Source organism: Vibrio sp. Vb2880 (assembly GCF_033337975.1).
GTDB lineage: Bacteria > Pseudomonadota > Gammaproteobacteria > Enterobacterales > Vibrionaceae > Vibrio > Vibrio alginolyticus.
The window spans coordinates 218815-236524 of the sequence record NZ_JAWORT010000008.1; the positions used below are offsets into that span (position 1 = coordinate 218815).

Annotated in this window: 16 protein-coding genes; 2 read left to right on the top strand and 14 right to left on the bottom strand. The window is 44.6% G+C overall.

All coding sequences use genetic code 11. The features are described 5' to 3' along the window. Positions 1-435: 435 nt before the first annotated feature. From rplS to ffh, 5 genes are all read right to left on the bottom strand, one after another. Complete coding sequence (rplS, locus tag R7M92_RS11715; protein ID WP_005379971.1) at positions 436-789, bottom strand: 50S ribosomal protein L19; 354 nt, start codon at positions 787-789, stop codon at positions 436-438. 41 nt (positions 790-830) lie between these two features. Beyond that, positions 831-1592: a tRNA (guanosine(37)-N1)-methyltransferase TrmD gene (trmD, locus tag R7M92_RS11720; protein ID WP_005385420.1), complete on the bottom strand. Its 762-nt coding sequence runs from the start codon at positions 1590-1592 to the stop codon at positions 831-833. A 27-nt stretch (positions 1593-1619) separates the two neighbouring features. Further along, positions 1620-2168, bottom strand: a complete 549-nt coding sequence (gene rimM / locus R7M92_RS11725; protein WP_005379964.1) for a ribosome maturation factor RimM — start codon at positions 2166-2168, stop codon at positions 1620-1622. A gap of 29 nt (positions 2169-2197) precedes the next feature. Beyond that, the gene (gene rpsP, locus R7M92_RS11730; RefSeq protein WP_005379962.1) at positions 2198-2446 is read right to left on the bottom strand and encodes a 30S ribosomal protein S16; all 249 of its coding nucleotides are present in this window, start codon (positions 2444-2446) and stop codon (positions 2198-2200) included. Between the two features lie 209 nt (positions 2447-2655). Then, positions 2656-4038 (bottom strand): signal recognition particle protein, encoded by a 1383-nt coding sequence (gene ffh / locus R7M92_RS11735; RefSeq protein ID WP_005385423.1) that lies wholly within the window; start codon positions 4036-4038, stop codon positions 2656-2658. A 224-nt stretch (positions 4039-4262) separates the two neighbouring features. Here ffh and R7M92_RS11740 point away from each other — a divergent pair, with 224 nt between their 5' ends. Together R7M92_RS11740 and R7M92_RS11745 are read left to right on the top strand one after the other, a co-directional pair. After that, positions 4263-5057, top strand: a complete 795-nt coding sequence (locus tag R7M92_RS11740) for an inner membrane protein YpjD (protein ID WP_005379950.1) — start codon at positions 4263-4265, stop codon at positions 5055-5057. Between the two features lie 124 nt (positions 5058-5181). Continuing rightward, positions 5182-6462: an HlyC/CorC family transporter gene (locus R7M92_RS11745; RefSeq protein ID WP_005379948.1), complete on the top strand. Its 1281-nt coding sequence runs from the start codon at positions 5182-5184 to the stop codon at positions 6460-6462. A 67-nt stretch (positions 6463-6529) separates the two neighbouring features. Here R7M92_RS11745 and luxS read toward each other — a convergent pair whose 3' ends face one another. The 9 genes from luxS to R7M92_RS11790 form a co-directional block, all read right to left on the bottom strand. Then, positions 6530-7048: an S-ribosylhomocysteine lyase gene (gene luxS / locus R7M92_RS11750; protein WP_017820391.1), complete on the bottom strand. Its 519-nt coding sequence runs from the start codon at positions 7046-7048 to the stop codon at positions 6530-6532. Between the two features lie 84 nt (positions 7049-7132). After that, positions 7133-7738 (bottom strand): hypothetical protein, encoded by a 606-nt coding sequence (locus R7M92_RS11755; protein ID WP_005379943.1) that lies wholly within the window; start codon positions 7736-7738, stop codon positions 7133-7135. 23 nt (positions 7739-7761) lie between these two features. Next, on the bottom strand, positions 7762-9330 hold the full coding sequence (gene gshA, locus R7M92_RS11760; protein WP_005385430.1) for a glutamate--cysteine ligase: 1569 nt from the start codon (positions 9328-9330) through the stop codon (positions 7762-7764). A 156-nt stretch (positions 9331-9486) separates the two neighbouring features. Then, entirely contained in the window at positions 9487-12330 is a 2844-nt protein-coding gene (locus tag R7M92_RS11765; RefSeq protein WP_017820389.1) for a M16 family metallopeptidase, read from the bottom strand. A 9-nt stretch (positions 12331-12339) separates the two neighbouring features. After that, complete coding sequence (locus R7M92_RS11770; RefSeq protein WP_005379938.1) at positions 12340-12801, bottom strand: YqaA family protein; 462 nt, start codon at positions 12799-12801, stop codon at positions 12340-12342. Further along, entirely contained in the window at positions 12795-13745 is a 951-nt protein-coding gene (locus tag R7M92_RS11775) for an NADP-dependent oxidoreductase (RefSeq protein WP_318133405.1), read from the bottom strand. Before R7M92_RS11775 ends, R7M92_RS11770 begins: the two co-directional genes overlap by 7 nt. A gap of 123 nt (positions 13746-13868) precedes the next feature. Continuing rightward, complete coding sequence (locus R7M92_RS11780; protein ID WP_005379935.1) at positions 13869-14999, bottom strand: sodium ion-translocating decarboxylase subunit beta; 1131 nt, start codon at positions 14997-14999, stop codon at positions 13869-13871. A gap of 9 nt (positions 15000-15008) precedes the next feature. Next, a complete protein-coding gene (gene oadA / locus R7M92_RS11785) occupies positions 15009-16793 on the bottom strand; it encodes a sodium-extruding oxaloacetate decarboxylase subunit alpha (protein WP_053349862.1) in 1785 nt (594 codons plus the stop codon). A 31-nt stretch (positions 16794-16824) separates the two neighbouring features. After that, positions 16825-17082, bottom strand: a complete 258-nt coding sequence (locus tag R7M92_RS11790; RefSeq protein WP_005379932.1) for an oxaloacetate decarboxylase subunit gamma — start codon at positions 17080-17082, stop codon at positions 16825-16827. Positions 17083-17710: the final 628 nt, after the last annotated feature.

Sequence of the window (17710 nt, forward strand, 5' to 3'; positions counted from 1 at the left end):
TGAATCACGCTCCTTCGTCGCTGTCCAGAATGACGAATTTTAACCACGGTACTCTGTAATCTTTGACCATCATTTCCTGTCATTCCGAGGAGCCATAGCGACATTAAGAATCTACTAACAGCAAGGATGAAGCTAACAACTTAAACACTTACATTCTCAACTAGTAGATTCTGAATCACGCTCCTTCGTCGCTATCCAGAATGACGAATTTTAACCACAGAACCCAGTAATATTTGATCATTGTTTCCCGTCATTCCGAGGAGCCATAGCGACATCAGGAATCTATTCACAACAAGACAGAGGCGTGGAGTGTACGTCAGTGCATGAGCATCGACAGTGCAGGTCGGGTGAAAAGAAACGAGCAAGCTAATTACACAAATAAAAAAACGGAGCCCTAAAAGGACTCCGTTTAAGATGAGAACGCTAGTTATAGCATTACTTCTTAGCAAGTTTCTCTTTGATACGAGCAGACTTACCAGAACGCTCACGTAGGTAGTACAACTTGGCACGACGTACTGCACCACGGCGTTTAACTTCGATGCTATCAACGATTGGAGAGTGTGTTTGGAACGTACGCTCAACACCTTCACCGTTAGAGATCTTACGTACAGTGAAAGCAGAGTGTAGACCACGGTTACGGATTGCGATTACAACGCCTTCGAAAGCCTGTAGACGCTCACGGTCACCTTCTTTTACCTTAACTTGAACTACAACAGTGTCACCTGGTGCAAATTTAGGTAGGTCTGATTTCATTTGCTCTTCTTCAAGAGCTTTGATGATGTTACTCATTTTTTAAATTCCTAGAATAAACTGATACTAAATAAATTAGGTTACTTTGCGTTATGTTCTTTAATGGCTTTATGCTCATTAACAAACTCAGCAAGTAATTGTTCCTGTTCGTCAGTCAGAGCTAGGTTTTCCAGGAGCTCTGGTCTTCTTAGCCAAGTACGGCCCAACGACTGCTTGAGTCGCCATTGACGAATGTCCTTGTGATTGCCTGACATCAGTACAGCTGGTACCTCTTTGTCATCCAATACTTCTGGACGCGTATAGTGAGGGCAATCTAACAAGCCATTTGCAAAAGAGTCTTCTTCTGCTGACGCGAAATCCCCTAGTACACCCGGAACAAACCGAGAGACAGAGTCGATTAACGTCATGGCTGGTATCTCACCACCCGTCATCACAAAATCACCAATCGACCATTCTTCGTCGACTTCAGATTGAATGATGCGCTCATCTACCCCTTCATAACGACCACAAATCAGAAGCAAGTTCTCATTCGTTGCCAGTTCTTCCACTCCTTTCTGGTCGAGCTTGCGACCTTGAGGAGAAAGGTAGATGACTTTCGTCTTGCCCGGTGAGGCTGCTTTCGCGGTATGAATGGCATCGCGCAAAGGCTGAACCATCATTAACATACCAGGGCCACCACCGTAAGGTCGGTCATCGACTGTGCGATGTTTGTCGTGAGTGAAATCTCTAGGATTCCAAGTCTCAATCGACAAAAGACCTTTTTTAACCGCTTGACCTGTTACTCCAAAATCAGTAACAGAACGGAACATTTCTGGAAAAAGGCTAATAACGCCAACCCACATGTTTATCTCGCTCTGTAATTTTGGAGATTAGAATCCAGGATCCCAGTCAACTTCGATCCGTTGAGCTTCGCGATCAACATTAATGATCACTTGCTCTTCAAGGAACGGGATTAATCGTTCCTTCTGCCCGAAAGCATCTTTAAGATTTGCTTTAACAACCAGAACATCGTTTGAGCCAGTTTCTAGCATGTCAGTAACGACACCTAGATCGTAACCTTTAGTAGTTACAACTTGCATCCCAAACAATTCGCGCCAGTAGAACTCATCTTCTGACAATTCAGGAAGTACCGCAGGGTCAATAGCAATTTCAAAGTTCGTCATTAGATGCGCGTCTTCACGAACATCCATGCCTTCCAGCTTAGCCACCATACCTTTGTTATGGCGCTTCCAGCTTTCTACTTTGTACTCAACCCACTTACCCTTTTGGTTAATGTACCAAGGGCTGTAATCGAAAATGCTTTCAGCATTGTCTGTGTAGGAAAAAACTTTAAGCCAACCACGAATGCCGTAAGTAGCACCAAACTTGCCTACAACAATCTTTTCGTTGCTCATTGTTTCTTTACCTTTCATCGACATAAACTAGTTTCTACTTTTCAAGTAAAAAATTAAGCCGCTTTTTGAGCGTCTTTAACTAGCTTAGCAACACGGTCAGATACTGACGCGCCTTGACCAACCCAGTGGTTAACGCGGTCTAGGTCTAGACGTAGACCTTCTTCTTGACCTTTAGCAGTTGGGTTGAAGAAACCAACTTTCTCGATGAAACGGCCAGTTGCAGCGTTGCGGCTGTCCGCTACTACGATTTGATAAAATGGACGCTTTTTAGCGCCGTGACGTGCCAAACGAATGGTTACCATGTCGTCCTCTTTGCTTTCTCAAAAATAAAATTAACCCCAAAAACCATTCAATAAATTAAACAGTTTGGGGTCTCGTGCCAAAATAAAGCTCCGGAATTTTACTCTTCTCCCGGAGCAATGCAAGGAGTTTAGTTACTTTTTCACCAACATAAATTGAATTTAAAGTTTGTGACGTACCTAACACCCTGAATCTATGCGTGATCGATTAATTAACGACCAAATGGATTGAAGCCACCGCCACCACCCATGCCGCCCATCATGCCTTGCATATTGCGCATCATGCCTTTCATTCCACCTTTTTGCATCTTTTTCATCATTTTCTGCATTTGGGTGAACTGTTTTAGTAAGCGGTTTACATCTTGAACCTGCACACCAGAACCAGCCGCGATACGCTTCTTGCGCGAGCCCTTGATAATTTCTGGGCGTTGACGTTCTTTCATTGTCATGGAGCTGATGATCGCTTCCATCTGTTTGAACATCTTGTCATCGACTTTGTCTTTTACATTGTCTGGTAGCTGGGACATTCCTGGAAGCTTATCCATCATCCCCATCATGCCGCCCATGTTTTGCATCTGGCCTAGCTGTTCACGGAAATCTTCAAGGTCAAAACCTTTCTTCTCTTTGAACTTCTTCGCTAACTTTTCTGCCTTTTCTTGGTCAACGTTGCGTTGTAGGTCTTCAATCAAAGACAAAACGTCACCCATGCCAAGAATACGTGAAGCAACACGATCTGGGTGGAACGGTTCTAGCGCGTCAGTTTTTTCACCGACACCCAAGAATTTGATTGGCTTGCCCGTGACATGGCGTACTGAAAGTGCCGCACCACCACGAGCATCACCATCAACCTTAGTTAGAACTACACCGGTAAGAGGTAGCGCATCGCCAAAGGCTTTTGCTGTATTTGCTGCGTCTTGACCCGTCATGGCGTCAACAACAAATAGCGTTTCTACTGGGTTGATAGCTGCGTGAAGATCTTTGATCTCCCCCATCATCTCTTCATCAATTGCCAAACGACCTGCGGTATCGACAATAAGTACGTCGTAGAATTTTTTCTTCGCATGGTCAATCGCTGCATTGGCGATATCAATAGGCTTTTGGTCTGGTGATGATGGGAAGAAGTCAACACCGATGTCTGATGCCAGTGTTTCAAGCTGCTTGATTGCCGCAGGACGGTAAACGTCGGCAGACACAACCAAGACTTTCTTCTTGTCACGTTCTTTTAGAAGCTTAGATAACTTACCTACCGATGTGGTTTTACCCGCACCTTGTAGACCAGCCATAAGAAGCACTGCAGGTGGTTGAGCAGCAAGGTTTAGCGCCTCATTCGACTCACCCATTACGGCTTCAAGTTCTGTTTGAACGATCTTGATAAATTCCTGACCTGGAGTCAGAGATTTAGAAACTTCTACGCCCACCGCTTTTTCTTTAACGCGGTTCACAAATTCACGAACGACCGGAAGCGCAACGTCAGCTTCAAGTAGAGCCATTCGGACTTCACGCAGGGTTTCTTTAATGTTGTCTTCGGTCAGACGACCTTTACCACTGATATTTTTCAGCGTTTTGGATAATCGATCCGTTAAATTCTCAAACATCTTTGTCTCTTCGCTAAAATGGCGATTAATTAGTGTGAGTATACATTAGCCAAGGTCTGAGTCATACCCGTACCGCTGTCCTATTCTTGTCTCTATTTATATATGGTGCGGTAACTTATTAATTTCAATATCTCATCTCTCACGATTGATGTCGGATATATCGTAGCCCCAAAGTGTAATGCAAGGTATAATTTCTCCATCGTGCACAATAATATTTAGGATTCATGGATAGCTTAATAGCCATCGCGGCCGCCATACTTTATGTCTTGGCGATTGCGACCATCATACCCGGACTCTCACAACAGTCAGGAATCAAAGCAAAAACAGTGTTTGCTAGTGCTGCCTGTGCGCTTGTTTTTCATGCGTGGATTTTGAGTGATCTGATTTTTGATGGTTCAGGTCAAAACCTGAGTATTCTCAACGTGGCTTCTTTGATCAGTTTTATTATTTCTCTGGTCATGAGCCTTGCTATGTTGAAAAACCGACTGTGGTTTTTATTGCCTGTCGTTTATAGCTTTGCTGCCATCAATTTATCTGCTGCCACATTTTTGCCAAGCACGTTTATAAAGCACCTAGAGAATGACCCTAAGCTACTCATTCATATTTCATTTGCGCTCTTCTCATACGCGACTTTAACTATCGGGGCACTCTATGCGCTTCAGTTGGCTTGGCTGGATCACAAACTGAAAGCAAAAAAATCTTTGGCGATTAACCCAAACCTGCCGCCTCTATTAATGGTGGAGCGTCAACTCTTCAAAATCATTTTGATCGGTAACTTATTGTTAACTGCCACGCTCATTACTGGCTTTGTCTTTGTGCAGGATATGTTTGCCCAAGGTAAGGCACATAAGGGCATTCTTTCTTTCATCGCTTGGGTGGTGTACTCAATACTGCTTTGGGGTCACTATCAAAAAGGCTGGCGTGGTAGAAAAGTCACATGGTTCGCTGTTGCAGGAGCAACACTGTTAACTCTGGCATATTTTGGCAGTCGCTTTGTAAAAGAAATCATCTTGAATTAAGGAGCTCTAGGGCTCCTATCCTTTATATTTTAGGCTAGATAAAATACAGTACGCCTTAACTCTTTGACTTAACGGACTTACTCAACCGTTATATAACCCAATACTTACAAGGAACAGCAACGTTTTGGACGACATCTCTACGGGTATCTTGTTTGCGCTACTCGCGTGTCTTATCGTCATATCAGGTTACTTTTCCGGTTCAGAAACAGGGATGATGTCTCTGAATCGTTATCGCTTAAAACACTTAGCCAAAAACGGGCATAAGGGTGCTAAGCGAGTCGAAAGACTATTAGACCGTCCAGATCGTTTGATTGGTCTTATTCTTATCGGCAACAACCTCGTTAATATTCTCGCGTCTGCTATCGCGACCATTATTGGTATGCGTTTGTATGGTGATTTAGGTGTCGCTATCGCAACCGGTGCACTAACTATGGTTGTATTGGTTTTTGCCGAGGTTACCCCTAAAACAATTGCAGCGCTTTACCCTGAACGTGTGTCCTACGCGAGCAGTATATTATTGACCATACTGATGAAGTTACTGTCGCCTTTAGTGATGCTTGTTAACTTTATTACGAATGGCTTTATCCGCTTACTTGGTGTAAGAGCGGATCACTCAGCAGAAGATCATCTTAGCTCCGATGAGCTGCGTACGGTAGTAAATGAAGCTGGCGGTTTGATCCCTCGCCGACACCAAGACATGCTGGTGTCTATTTTGGATCTTGAGCACGTCACCGTGAACGACATTATGGTCCCACGCAATGAAATTACTGGTATCGATATTAACGACGACTGGAAATCCATTGTTCGTCAACTAACCCACTCACCACATGGGCGCATAGTTTTCTATCGTGACCAAATTGATGAAGTGGTTGGCATGCTGCGCTTGCGTGAAGCTTATCGTCTGATGTTGGAAAAGAACGAATTCAACAAAGAAACGCTATTACGTGCTGCTGATGAGGTCTATTACATCCCAGAAGGCACACCACTGAACGTGCAAATGTTGAAATTCCAACGTAACAAGCAACGTATCGGTCTGATCGTGGATGAGTACGGTGATATCATCGGTCTAATTACTCTTGAAGATATTCTGGAAGAGATCATTGGTGAGTTCACGACGTCAATTTCTCCAAGCCTCTCTGATGAAATCAGTCCTCAAGGTGACGGAAGCTTTCTTATTGAAGGCAGCACCAATATCCGAGATATCAACAAAGGCCTGAAATGGGATTTACCAACGGATGGTCCGAGAACGCTAAACGGGCTCATTTTAGAACACTTGGAAGATATTCCTGAGAGCCATCTAAGTGTGAGAGTGGCTGGTCATCCAATGGAGCTTGTTGAGATTGAAGAGAACCGAATCAAGCTCGTTCGTGTTTATCCGAAGAAGAAAAAATCGACATCCAAATAACCAAAAGAAAAGCCTGACTCATGTCAGGCTTTTTACTTATTGGGGCAATATGCTTCTTAATGAGCACCTAGTCGATGCGCAACTCTTTTAACATCGACTCAGGCAAAGCAAGTTCATCATTTTTGTTCACCGAAACACCAGCATCCAAAATGTTCTTTGCGATCTGTTGTGCTTCTTTTAAAGAGTGCATTGCTGCCGTGCCGCATTGGTATTCGTTAAGTTCAGGGATCTTATTCTGACTTTCTACCTTCAGCACATCTTCCATTGCTGCAATCCAAGCATCTGCGACTTGCTGCTCTGATGGTGTGCCAATCAGGCTCATGTAAAAACCTGTGCGGCAACCCATAGGCGAAATATCGATGATCTCAACAGAATCACCGTTTAGGTGATTACGCATAAAGCCTGCATAAAGGTGCTCTAGGGTGTGAATACCTTTTTCAGAAAGAATGTCTTTGTTTGGCGCAGTAAAGCGTAAGTCGAAAACAGTAATCGTATCCCCTTTTGGGGTCTGCATGGTTTTCGCCACTCGTACAGCGGGTGCGTTCATACGAGTGTGGTCCACGGTAAAACTATCGAGTAAAGGCATTACATCTCTCCTGATTGTAACTCCAGTACCTTTCGGTAATGGATAAATGTCATTCATCCCTACAGCACATGAACTGACTGTGGGCTAAAAGAACCAGCTGCTGTTGTCTTCTAATTCCTGACGACATTGCTTCAGCTGCCAGCCATAAGTTTTCGCTGTTTGTTCAACACGTCGAGCGACTTTGATTAAACTAGGCTTTCGATTATAAGTACCTCGCTTATACCCACCTCGCCCTTCATGATAAGCCAGATACTGGTTATAGGGATCCCATAATGAAATCCCTAGCTGACGCCGTGTTTCATGAGTATACCAACCGACAAACATCATAGAATCATCGAAGTTGGTACGAGAGCCACCCTGACCTGTGGCATCTTGGAAGTCTTCCCAAGCAGGGTCTTGAGCTTGAGCGTAACCATACGCACTGCTGACTCGTCCCCAAGGAATAAACCCTAGCAAATAATCTTTAGGTGGTTTTGCATCGTGCCGAAAGCTGCTTTCTTGTTTAATGATGGCCATAGCGACATGAATAGGGGTCCCCCATTCATCTTCCATATCTTTGGCATCATCGTACCAACCGGATTTCTCTCGGAATATCTCGCATAAGTTATTCTGCTGCTTTGGCGGTGCCGTAGCACAACCTGCAAGTAACACGCTTCCAAGTACCGCTACTACTGACGACTTAATGTTCAACCGCACCAATCCTTAGTTAGTCATTACTGCTTCAGGTAAGCAAAGTAATCTTCCAAAAAATCATCAAAAGAAAGCGTATCACTCTGCTCTGCTTGCTTTTGTTTTTCCACGGACGACGCTACTTCCGTTTCCATCGTATCTTGTGAATAGTACTGATAACCGTGAGCTAGGTTTTCATCACGGTACTTCATACCAAGAGTACAACCAACTTTACCTAGCCCACCCAGCTCTTTCGTTAGCTCTAATAGTTGACCAGAGATCGTTAGTTCTGGGTTATCAATCCATGTCTCGAGTTGATTACACACATCTTGGTATGCACTGCCACCAGCGGTCATATCCATTTGCTGTGCTATTTGACGTAACTCGACGAAAACTCGGTGTGCCCAATCTTGTAGAGATAGACGCTCACCTTGGCAACCAATTTGCAGCATTAGACCTTTTTCACGGCCAGAAACAATGACTTTATTCCAGTTATCGCGCCAACACTCTAATTCACAGTTATCCATAGGGTCTGAGTCTGACAAGGCCGCCCAGGTAAGGAAGAGATCCAAGAATCGTACTTGCTCTTCATTTAAACCCACTGCGCTGAATGGGTTAACATCTAGAGAACGAACTTCAATGTATTCGACACCACCGCGTCGTAACGCATCTGAAGGCTTCTCACCACTTTTCGATACACGTTTTGGACGAATCGGAGCGTACAGTTCATTCTCAATTTGTAAGATATTGGAATTAAGCTGGCGGTATTCACCATCCACTTTTACCCCAATTTTCGCAAACTCTTCTGATGGGTGGCGAATCGCATCACTCAAACCATCGAGGTATTGGTCAATGCTGTTAAAACCAATTTTCAGCACACTTTGAGCACTATTGGTATAGCCAAGATCGCTCAAACGCAAAGACGTCGACTTCGGCAAATATAATGTCCCGCCAATCTTCTCGAATGGCAGATCGGTTTCACGACCTTGAATAAAAGAGCCACACAACGCTGGTGATGCACCAAAGAAGTAGGGAATCATCCAGCCAAAGCGGTAGTAATTACGGATCAACGCAAAGTACGCATCAGACTTAGCATCTTGGCGGGCTTGTTCATCTTGCTCGCCATAGAGCGCATCCCAAAATGTTTCAGGAAATGAGAAGTTAAAATGGACACCTGAAATTATTTGCATCAGGCTGCCATAGCGACGCTTTAGACCTTCTCGGTACAGCGTTTTCATTTTCGCTGCATTCGAAGAGCCATACTGGGCTAACTGAATATCATCCTCTGAGCCGACGTAGCAAGGCATTGATAGTGGCCACATTTTCTCTTCACCCATTTTGGTTTGAGTGAAATGATGGATATCTTTCAGCTGTGCCATCAGTTCTGGAATTTCATGTGACACAGGCGTAATGAACTCTAACAATGATTCCGAAAAATCCGTTGTGATCCATTGATTTGTGAACGCAGAGCCTAACCCTTCAGGATGAGGAGTTGTAGCTAGATGTCCATCCTGACGATAGCGCAAAGTTTCTCGCTCAACACCGCGTCCAAACTGCTTAAATACTTCGGGGTTTGATGCAACTTTTTTTAGTCGCGCAGCAAAATCAGTCAAAATGAGGTTCGCTTATATTGGGAGCAGGACACTTGTTACATAACACAAGTGTAAGCTAAGTTATTGATAGTTAATGCATCTAGATAAATAACCCACGAAAAGTTGCTTATCTAGATGAATAGCGGAGAAACGTTTCTCCGCTATTAAATGTGTACTCTATCGAATGATTTCAAGCTCTTCTACGTCTTTCCCCAACTTTTCTAATTGAGGACGCAACGATTTAGCATCACCAACGACGATAATTTGATAGTCATTTGGATCAAACCATTTCTGAGCCAGCGCATTCAACGTCTGCTTATCGACTTTTTCTACGATAGCGTTTCTTTGCTGCAAGTAATCATGATCGAGGTTGTACTTAAGAATATCACTGATGAGCTCCGCTTTTTGTGTTGGCGTTTCATATTTCAGTGCATCTTTTTGACCGACCGCTTGACGCATAAATTTCATCTCTTCATCAGTAATACCTGACTGCGAGTATTCATTTAGCTCATTTTCCATCTCAATGATCGAAGCAACCGTTGCATCCGCTCGTACTTGCGCGGTGAAAACCACCGAGCCTGTTTCTGGATTACCAGAGAAGTAGCCGTAAGCACCGTATGTGTAACCCTTGTCTTCACGTAGATTTTGGTTAATGCGGCTATTGAAGTTCCCAGCTAAGTTGAAGTTTGCCAGTTGGCTTAGGTAAAAATCGCCCGTTGCGTCGTAAGGCATACCTTGACGAACCATCATGACCACACTTTGCGGCGCTCCTGGTTTATCAACAAGATGGATCTTTTGCTCACCTAATGCAGCAATGCTTTGCGGTGCATACAATGGCGCAGCTTCATCTTGCCAGTTTTTCCAGAACGTCAGTTGCTGCTCAATTTCCTGTTTATTGATGTCACCAACAACAACGATTTGCGCACTTTGTGGCGTGTAATGCTTCGAGTAGAATTCACGGACATCATCCAACGTTAATGCACTGACACCTGCTTGCGTGCCGTCTTTTGGTCGAGCAAAAACCGAATCCCCATAGAGCACCTGGCGACTCGCTTGTGACGCCATCCAACTTGGATTTTGGTGCTCATATACCAGGCCTTCTAGCGCTTGCATTTTTACACGCTCGAAATCATCTTGATTAAATGCAGGAGACAGCAACATCTCTTCGACAATTTTTAACGTCGGCTCTAAGTTCTTTTCTAGAGCAGAAACACTGATGTTTGTTGTATAACCTGTGGCATTAACAGAGATAACACTACCCAGTTTATCAAGCTCAGCTTGAATCTCTTCGACACTGCGTTTCGTTGTACCTTCTTGCAACATCGCAGCGGTCAATTGGGCAAGACCTTCTTTACCCTTTTCAACAAAACGTGTCCCTGCAGGTAGACTAAATTGCATCATCACCGTCGGCGTTTCGTCGCTAACTGCACCAAGCAGCTCTGAGCCATTCTTGAAATGTAACTCGTACAGCTCTGGCATCGTCGCTTTCACTGGTTCTCCTACTGGCGGTTGCACTGAGCGATCGAAGTTATCGGTCGCACGACGATACGCCAATTGGTCATCGGAAATCTTCTCATATTCTGGCAGCGTACGCTTTGGCGTCACAAAGGTCGCAGGTTTTACGACAAGGTCTGTTTTTCCTTTTGGGACCACGCTTAGGGTCACTTTGTTCTTACCTTGGATAAAGTCCGTATACGCTTTTTCTACCGAAGTCGGCGTAACTGCACGGATTTGTTCAAGCTGTTGCTCAAGACGATCAGGATCGCCGAAAAATGTCTCGTTGGAAGCCAACTGAGTCACTTTACCTTTAACGCTTTCTAGCGCAAAAATAGCATCCGCTTCCGCTTTACCCTTCAACTGCTCAAGGCGATCTTCTGTCACGCCTTTTTCCGCAAACTGATTTAGTGATTGTAAAAGCTCGTCGTACAGTTTTGATAGGTCGCCTTTGTCTCCAGAATCACCCATTGCGTAAACGTAAAAGTTACACGCCAGTTCAGCACAGTCATGGAATGAACCAGCATCGACCGCTTTTTGAGTCTTCACTAGGTCTTGATAGAGCACGCTGTTGGTACCGCCACCCAATACTTCTGATAATGTATCGAGAGACGCTTGGCTTTCTTCGCCGTTGTAGGTTGTTGGCCACGCGATCATCACCATAGGTTGTTGAATACGATCTTCTAGAGTGATGTATTTGTCTTCTTGCAGTTTTGCAGGTTGTTTCGGCGCATTTTCAACCTCAGGACCACGAGGAATCGAACCGAAGTACTTATTTACCCACTCTAGAGTTTGTTCAACGTCTAAGTCACCACCGATCGTGATAGTCGCATTGTTTGGGCCATACCAACGCAAGAAAAACGCTTTGAGATCGTTCACATCAACACGATCAAGATCTTCAACATAACCAATGGTTTGCCACGAATACGGATGACCTTCAGGATATAGCGCTTCGGACATGCGCTCCCAAATTAAGCCATAAGGACGATTATCGTAACGCTGAGCTCGCTCATTTTTTACAGTAGAACGCTGAATTTCAAATTTGCGTTGAGAAACCGCATCCAACAAAAAGCCCATACGGTCAGACTCTAACCACAGCATTTTCTCGAGCTGGTTAGCAGGGACAGTTTCAAAGTAGTTAGTACGATCGCGGTTTGTTGTACCATTTAACGTGCCGCCAGCCTCTGTGATGATCCTGAAGTGCTCTTGGTCACCAACGTTCTCTGAACCTTGGAACATCATGTGCTCAAAGAAATGCGCAAAACCAGACTTACCCACTTCTTCACGAGCTGAACCAACATGGTAAGTCACATCCACATGGACCAATGGGTCAGAATCTTCAGGAGCTAAGATCACCGTTAAACCATTATCGAGTTTATACTTTTGGTATGGAATCTTAACTTTGCCTTCTTCAGCTTTCGATGACTCAACGAAAGTTACCCCTTTCGGCAGTGATGAAACTGGCGTATTTGATGCACAGCCCGTGATCACCAACAGTGAACACGCGCCAACCCAAAACATCTTCATGTACTTTCCTTAAAATAATCCGAGATAGATGGCCGCAAGTAAGCTATACCTAGCAGCCTTTCCTAAAAATATTAAAATCACGCAAGGCAGAAACTTCATTCTTAGCCACCCTGCGGCTAAACACAGCGGGTCTCCTATTACAGGTAACCAGCTAAAAAATAATCCCCAATAGCCATACTTAGAGAGCCACTTTAATGCGGTATGACCGTGCTTTTCCTCTTGTGCTTTGTTGGGAATCCACAAGCCAAGCCAATAATTTGTTAAGCCACCAAGCGTATTACCGATAGTAGCGACCATAACAATTGAAGAAACGGAGTATTGATTTAATGAGAGAGTGGCAACTAAGCCCGCCTCAGAACCACCAGGCAACAACGTGGCACTGAGAAAACCGGTCATGAAAAGCACCCATAATGCTGAATCTGAAAACCAAAGCGCTAAACTTTCAAAACTCGTGTTAAATGCTTCTAGCATGTCATATCAAGCAACACCTTGCCTCTGGTTCTTCCTGATTCGACCTGCTGGTGAGCACCAATGACATCACTCATAGGATAAACCTGTTGAATTTCAGTCTTCAGTAAGCCAACGCCGACCATGTACAACAAGGCATCTAACTGCGCAGGGTCTGGTTCAACCAACATGCCACTAGCCTCAAAGCCTAGGAGTTTGGCTTTTTCACAAATCAGCTCAGCAGTTATGGTTGGAACGGTGATGACTCTCGCATTGTCTTTCAGGCATTTAAGCGCATCTAACGCAGCATCTCCGCCTACTAAATCAATCAAAACATCAACATCTTCAACACGTTCTGACACTGGTGCAAATTGATAGTTCACTGCATGAGCACCGAGCGTCGCAAGGTAATCTAAATTTCGTTCACTGCAGGTTGTAAAGACTTCCGCTTTCGTCGCGATCGCAATTTGTACCGCGAGGTGTCCAACACCACCGGCACCAGCGAGGATAAGTACGCGATCGTTTTCATTCACATTAGCCTTACTGAGAGCTTGTGCCGCAGTTTGTCCCGCCAACGGTAATGCAGCAGCTGCCTCCAAAGTGACAGAGCTAGGAACATGACTTAACTCAGTTTCTGGAACACATATGTATTGACTGTAACCACCGCCTCGAACTGGGAAACCAATAAATCCAGCCACCTCATCACCTTCATTAAAACGTGATACCCCCTCTCCACAAGACATCACTTTTCCTGAGATGTCGTAACCTGGCACCCAAGGTAAATTATCCTTATTCTGCGCTGCCGCCCAACCGAGCCCAGCTCGAGTTTTGACATCAATAGGATTTACGCCTGAAAAAGCGACTTTTACTAAGACTTCACCAGGCTGTGGTGATGGTGTAGAAGCATGTTGAATCGCGAGTACGTTGGCATCACCAAACTCAGTGATAACGATCTGTTTGTGTTCCATAAACCATTCCCTGCAAGAAAACAAAAAGGGATGCGAAAGCATCCCTTTGACTATAAACCATTTTGTTAACCTAAGTTAATCGTGATTTTGTAAATTGGTTGATCATTCCATTTTCAATAATGTCTAACCAACAAGTGCTAACAATATACCAGCCGCAACGGCTGAACCCAGCACACCAGCAACGTTTGGTCCCATCGCATGCATTAACAAAAAGTTTTGCGGGTTAGCTTGTAAACCAACTTTGTTTACGACTCGCGCGGCCATTGGTACCGCAGAAACGCCAGCCGCACCAATAAGTGGGTTGATGTCTTCTTTCGAGAACTTGTTAAGCAGTTTCGCCATCAGGACGCCCGCACCAGTACCGATACTAAATGCAACTGCGCCTAACCCCAAGATACCTAACGTTTCTAGGTTCAAGAACTGCTCAGCTTGCAGCTTAGAACCAACACCAAGACCTAAAAAGATAGTCACTATGTTGATCAATTCATTTTGAGCAGTTTTCGATAAACGATCGACCACACCAGCTTCACGCATCAAGTTACCCAAACAGAACATACCAACCAATGGCGTAGCTGAAGGTAAGAACAGAATCGTCATCAGTAATACAGCAAGCGGGAAGATGACTTTCTCCCATTTACCAACATGACGAAGCTGAGCCATCTTGATTTGACGCTCTTCCTTGGTTGTCAGTGCTTTCATGATTGGTGGCTGGATGATCGGCACCAATGCCATATAGCTGTATGCCGCGACTGCAATCGCACCTAGCAGATCTGGAGAGAGCTTACTCGCTAAGAAAATCGCTGTTGGCCCATCAGCACCACCGATGATCGCGATAGACGATGCATCCGCCATGGAAAACTCCATGCCAGGTACATAGTTGAGTAAAATAGCGCCAAACAGTGTTGCAAAAATACCAAACTGCGCAGCCGCACCTAACCACAACGTTTTTGGGTTTGCGATCAAAGCACCAAAGTCGGTCATCGCGCCCACACCCATGAAGATCAATAGCGGGAACACACCCGATTCAATCCCAATGTAGTAAACGTAGTAGAGCAAGCCACCAGGCTCAGTAAAGCCAGCATTTGGAATATTCGCCAAAATAGCACCGAAACCAATCGGCAATAACAGTAAAGGTTCAAATCCTTTTTTAATTGCCAAAAACAGCAAGGTACAACCAACCAGCATCATACAGATTTGGCCGAACTCGAAGTTAGCGATCCCTGTTTCTGCCCAAAGGGTTAACAATCCGTCCATGATACTCCCTTACGCCAGGCTCAACAGAGGCGCACCTACTGTGACAGCATCGCCTTCTTTAACGTTCAGCTCTTGAACCACACCACCACGCGCCGCTCGTACTTCAGTTTCCATTTTCATCGCTTCAAGGATGAGCAATACATCGCCTTCAGCTACCTCAGCACCAGGTTGAACATTCACTTTGAAGATGTTACCTGCAAGAGGAGCAGGTACCGCTTCTGCTGAAGCATTAGAAGGTGCGCTAGGTGTAGCCGATTTTGCCGGTGCATTAGAAGGAGCAACAGATGTCAGTTCACCTTGAGGGCCAACTTCCACCTCATACACCTGCCCGTCAACACGTACACTATAAGTTTCTACACCACCAGTTGCTGGTTGAGCTACAGGTACAGCAGGCTTCGCAGCTTCTAGCGTTGGTGCAGGCTCAAATGCTTCTGGGTTTTCACGATTCTTAAGGAACTTAAGCCCAACTTGAGGGAAAAGTGCATAAGTGAGTACGTCATCAACACGCTCACTTGCTAGCTTAATGCCTTCTGATTTCGCTTTCTCCATCAGATCAACCGTAAGCGTCTCCATTTCAGGCTCAAGTAAATCGGCAGGACGACAGGTAATTGGCTCTTTACCATCAAGCACTTTCGCTTGCAGTTCTGCATTTAACTCGGCTGGCGCTTGACCGTACTCACCTTTCAATAGGCCAGCGGTTTCCTTGGTAATACTCTTATAGCGCTCGCCAGTAAGAACGTTAATCACCGCTTGCGTACCGACGATCTGTGAAGTTGGAGTCACCAATGGAATGAAACCAAGATCTTCACGTACACGAGGGATCTCTTCTAATACTTCATCAATGCGATCCGCAGCGCCCTGCTCTTTCAACTGGCCTTCCATATTGGTCAGCATACCACCAGGCACTTGAGCAATCAGGATGCGTGAATCGACTCCTTTTAACTGGCCTTCCCACTTCGCATACTTCTTACGTACCTCACGGAAATATGCGGCGATAGGTTCCAGTTGCTCGAGTTTTAAATTGGTATCTCGCTCGGTGCCTTCTAGCATAGCGACTACCGTTTCAGTCGGTGTATGACCGTAAGTACAACTCATTGAAGAAATCGCAGTATCGAGAATATCAATACCCGCTTCCACTGCTTTTACCGCTGTTGCTGTAGACAGCCCCGTTGTTGCATGACAATGAAGTGCCAATGGCACATCACAAGACGCTTTGATACGCGTGATAAGCTCTTCCGCTTCATAAGGCTTAAGTAAGCCAGACATATCTTTAATACACAGCGAGTGACAACCTAAATCCTCTAGGCGTTTTGCCAAGTCAACCCAAGTGTCTGCGTTATGCACTGGGCTCGTTGTGTAAGACAACGTACCTTGAGCATGCGCACCAACATCAACCGTTGCTTTAACGGCTTTCTGGAAGTTTCGCACGTCATTCATTGCATCAAAAATACGGAATACATCCATGCCGTTAGCATGCGCGCGTTCAACAAACTTCTCTACTACATCGTCGGCATAATGGCGGTATCCTAAAAGGTTTTGACCACGCAGTAGCATTTGCATTGGTGTATTAGGCATCGCTTTTTTTAGTTCACGTAAACGCTCCCAAGGGTCTTCTCCTAAGAATCGAATACAAGAATCAAATGTTGCACCACCCCAAGTCTCTAGAGACCAGTAACCAACCTTATCCAACTCAGCTGCGATAGGCAGCATATCCTCAATACGCATACGCGTAGCAAATAGTGATTGATGGGCATCACGAAGGACCACATCAGTAATAGCTAGTGGTTTAGACATGCTCTTAAACTCCTTTTTAATCCTAGTTCGGCTACTTCGCGAATGAGGCGCGATGTTTATGAATCGCAGCCGAGATCGCCGCCACTACTTGTGGACTAACAGCTGAAGAGGTTGATTGAATATTAGTGTTTGTTTTTGGTGCTGCGATCGGCTCTGGTACTTCTTCTGGTACCAATTTCGACATTAACCGAACGAGATAAACAAGAATAGTGAGGAAAATAAATACGACCGCCATCCCCGTTAGCATCAGGGTGGCCGCATCTACTAGCAGGCTTCCTATATTAGTCATGTTGCTTCCTTTCTTTGTCATCCTGACAACGTGCAGGACTTTAATAGTGTCAAATCCCGACCCATGGATTATCTCGATTGGTTAAATTTTGTCAATTTTGTTTAAGGAAGGTTTGTAGTAATCCTGATAAATGATTATTTATTCACTACCCAGATCACAGTTCATGACAAAATAATCACTTCAAATCGCTACCACCTTATGAACAGAGTAAAGGAGGACATAAATAAAAACTGCGATTTAGATTTCAAAATCAAATCGGTACTCACGCAGTAAAAACCAACAAAAACAAAAAGATGAATAAAATTAACAATTAATAAACAAATAACAAACAAAGTAACTACATAAGAGTAATTGAAATAAAAAATGGAAGTCAGTGTATAGGAGGGATAATCAGGATGATTTCACACGATGCGACAGAAGCTTGATAGCAAATTGCTTAGATACGCACATATTCGCTTTTAAAAAAGAGGAACATAGGCTCTAGTGATCCTACGCCATATTTCAGATGTCTAGATACAAAAAAGCCTCGCAATTGCGAGGCTGTTTCAATGAGTGGCGCGTCCTGGAGGATTCGAACCTCCGACCGCCTGGTTCGTAGCCAGGTACTCTATCCAGCTGAGCTAAGGAC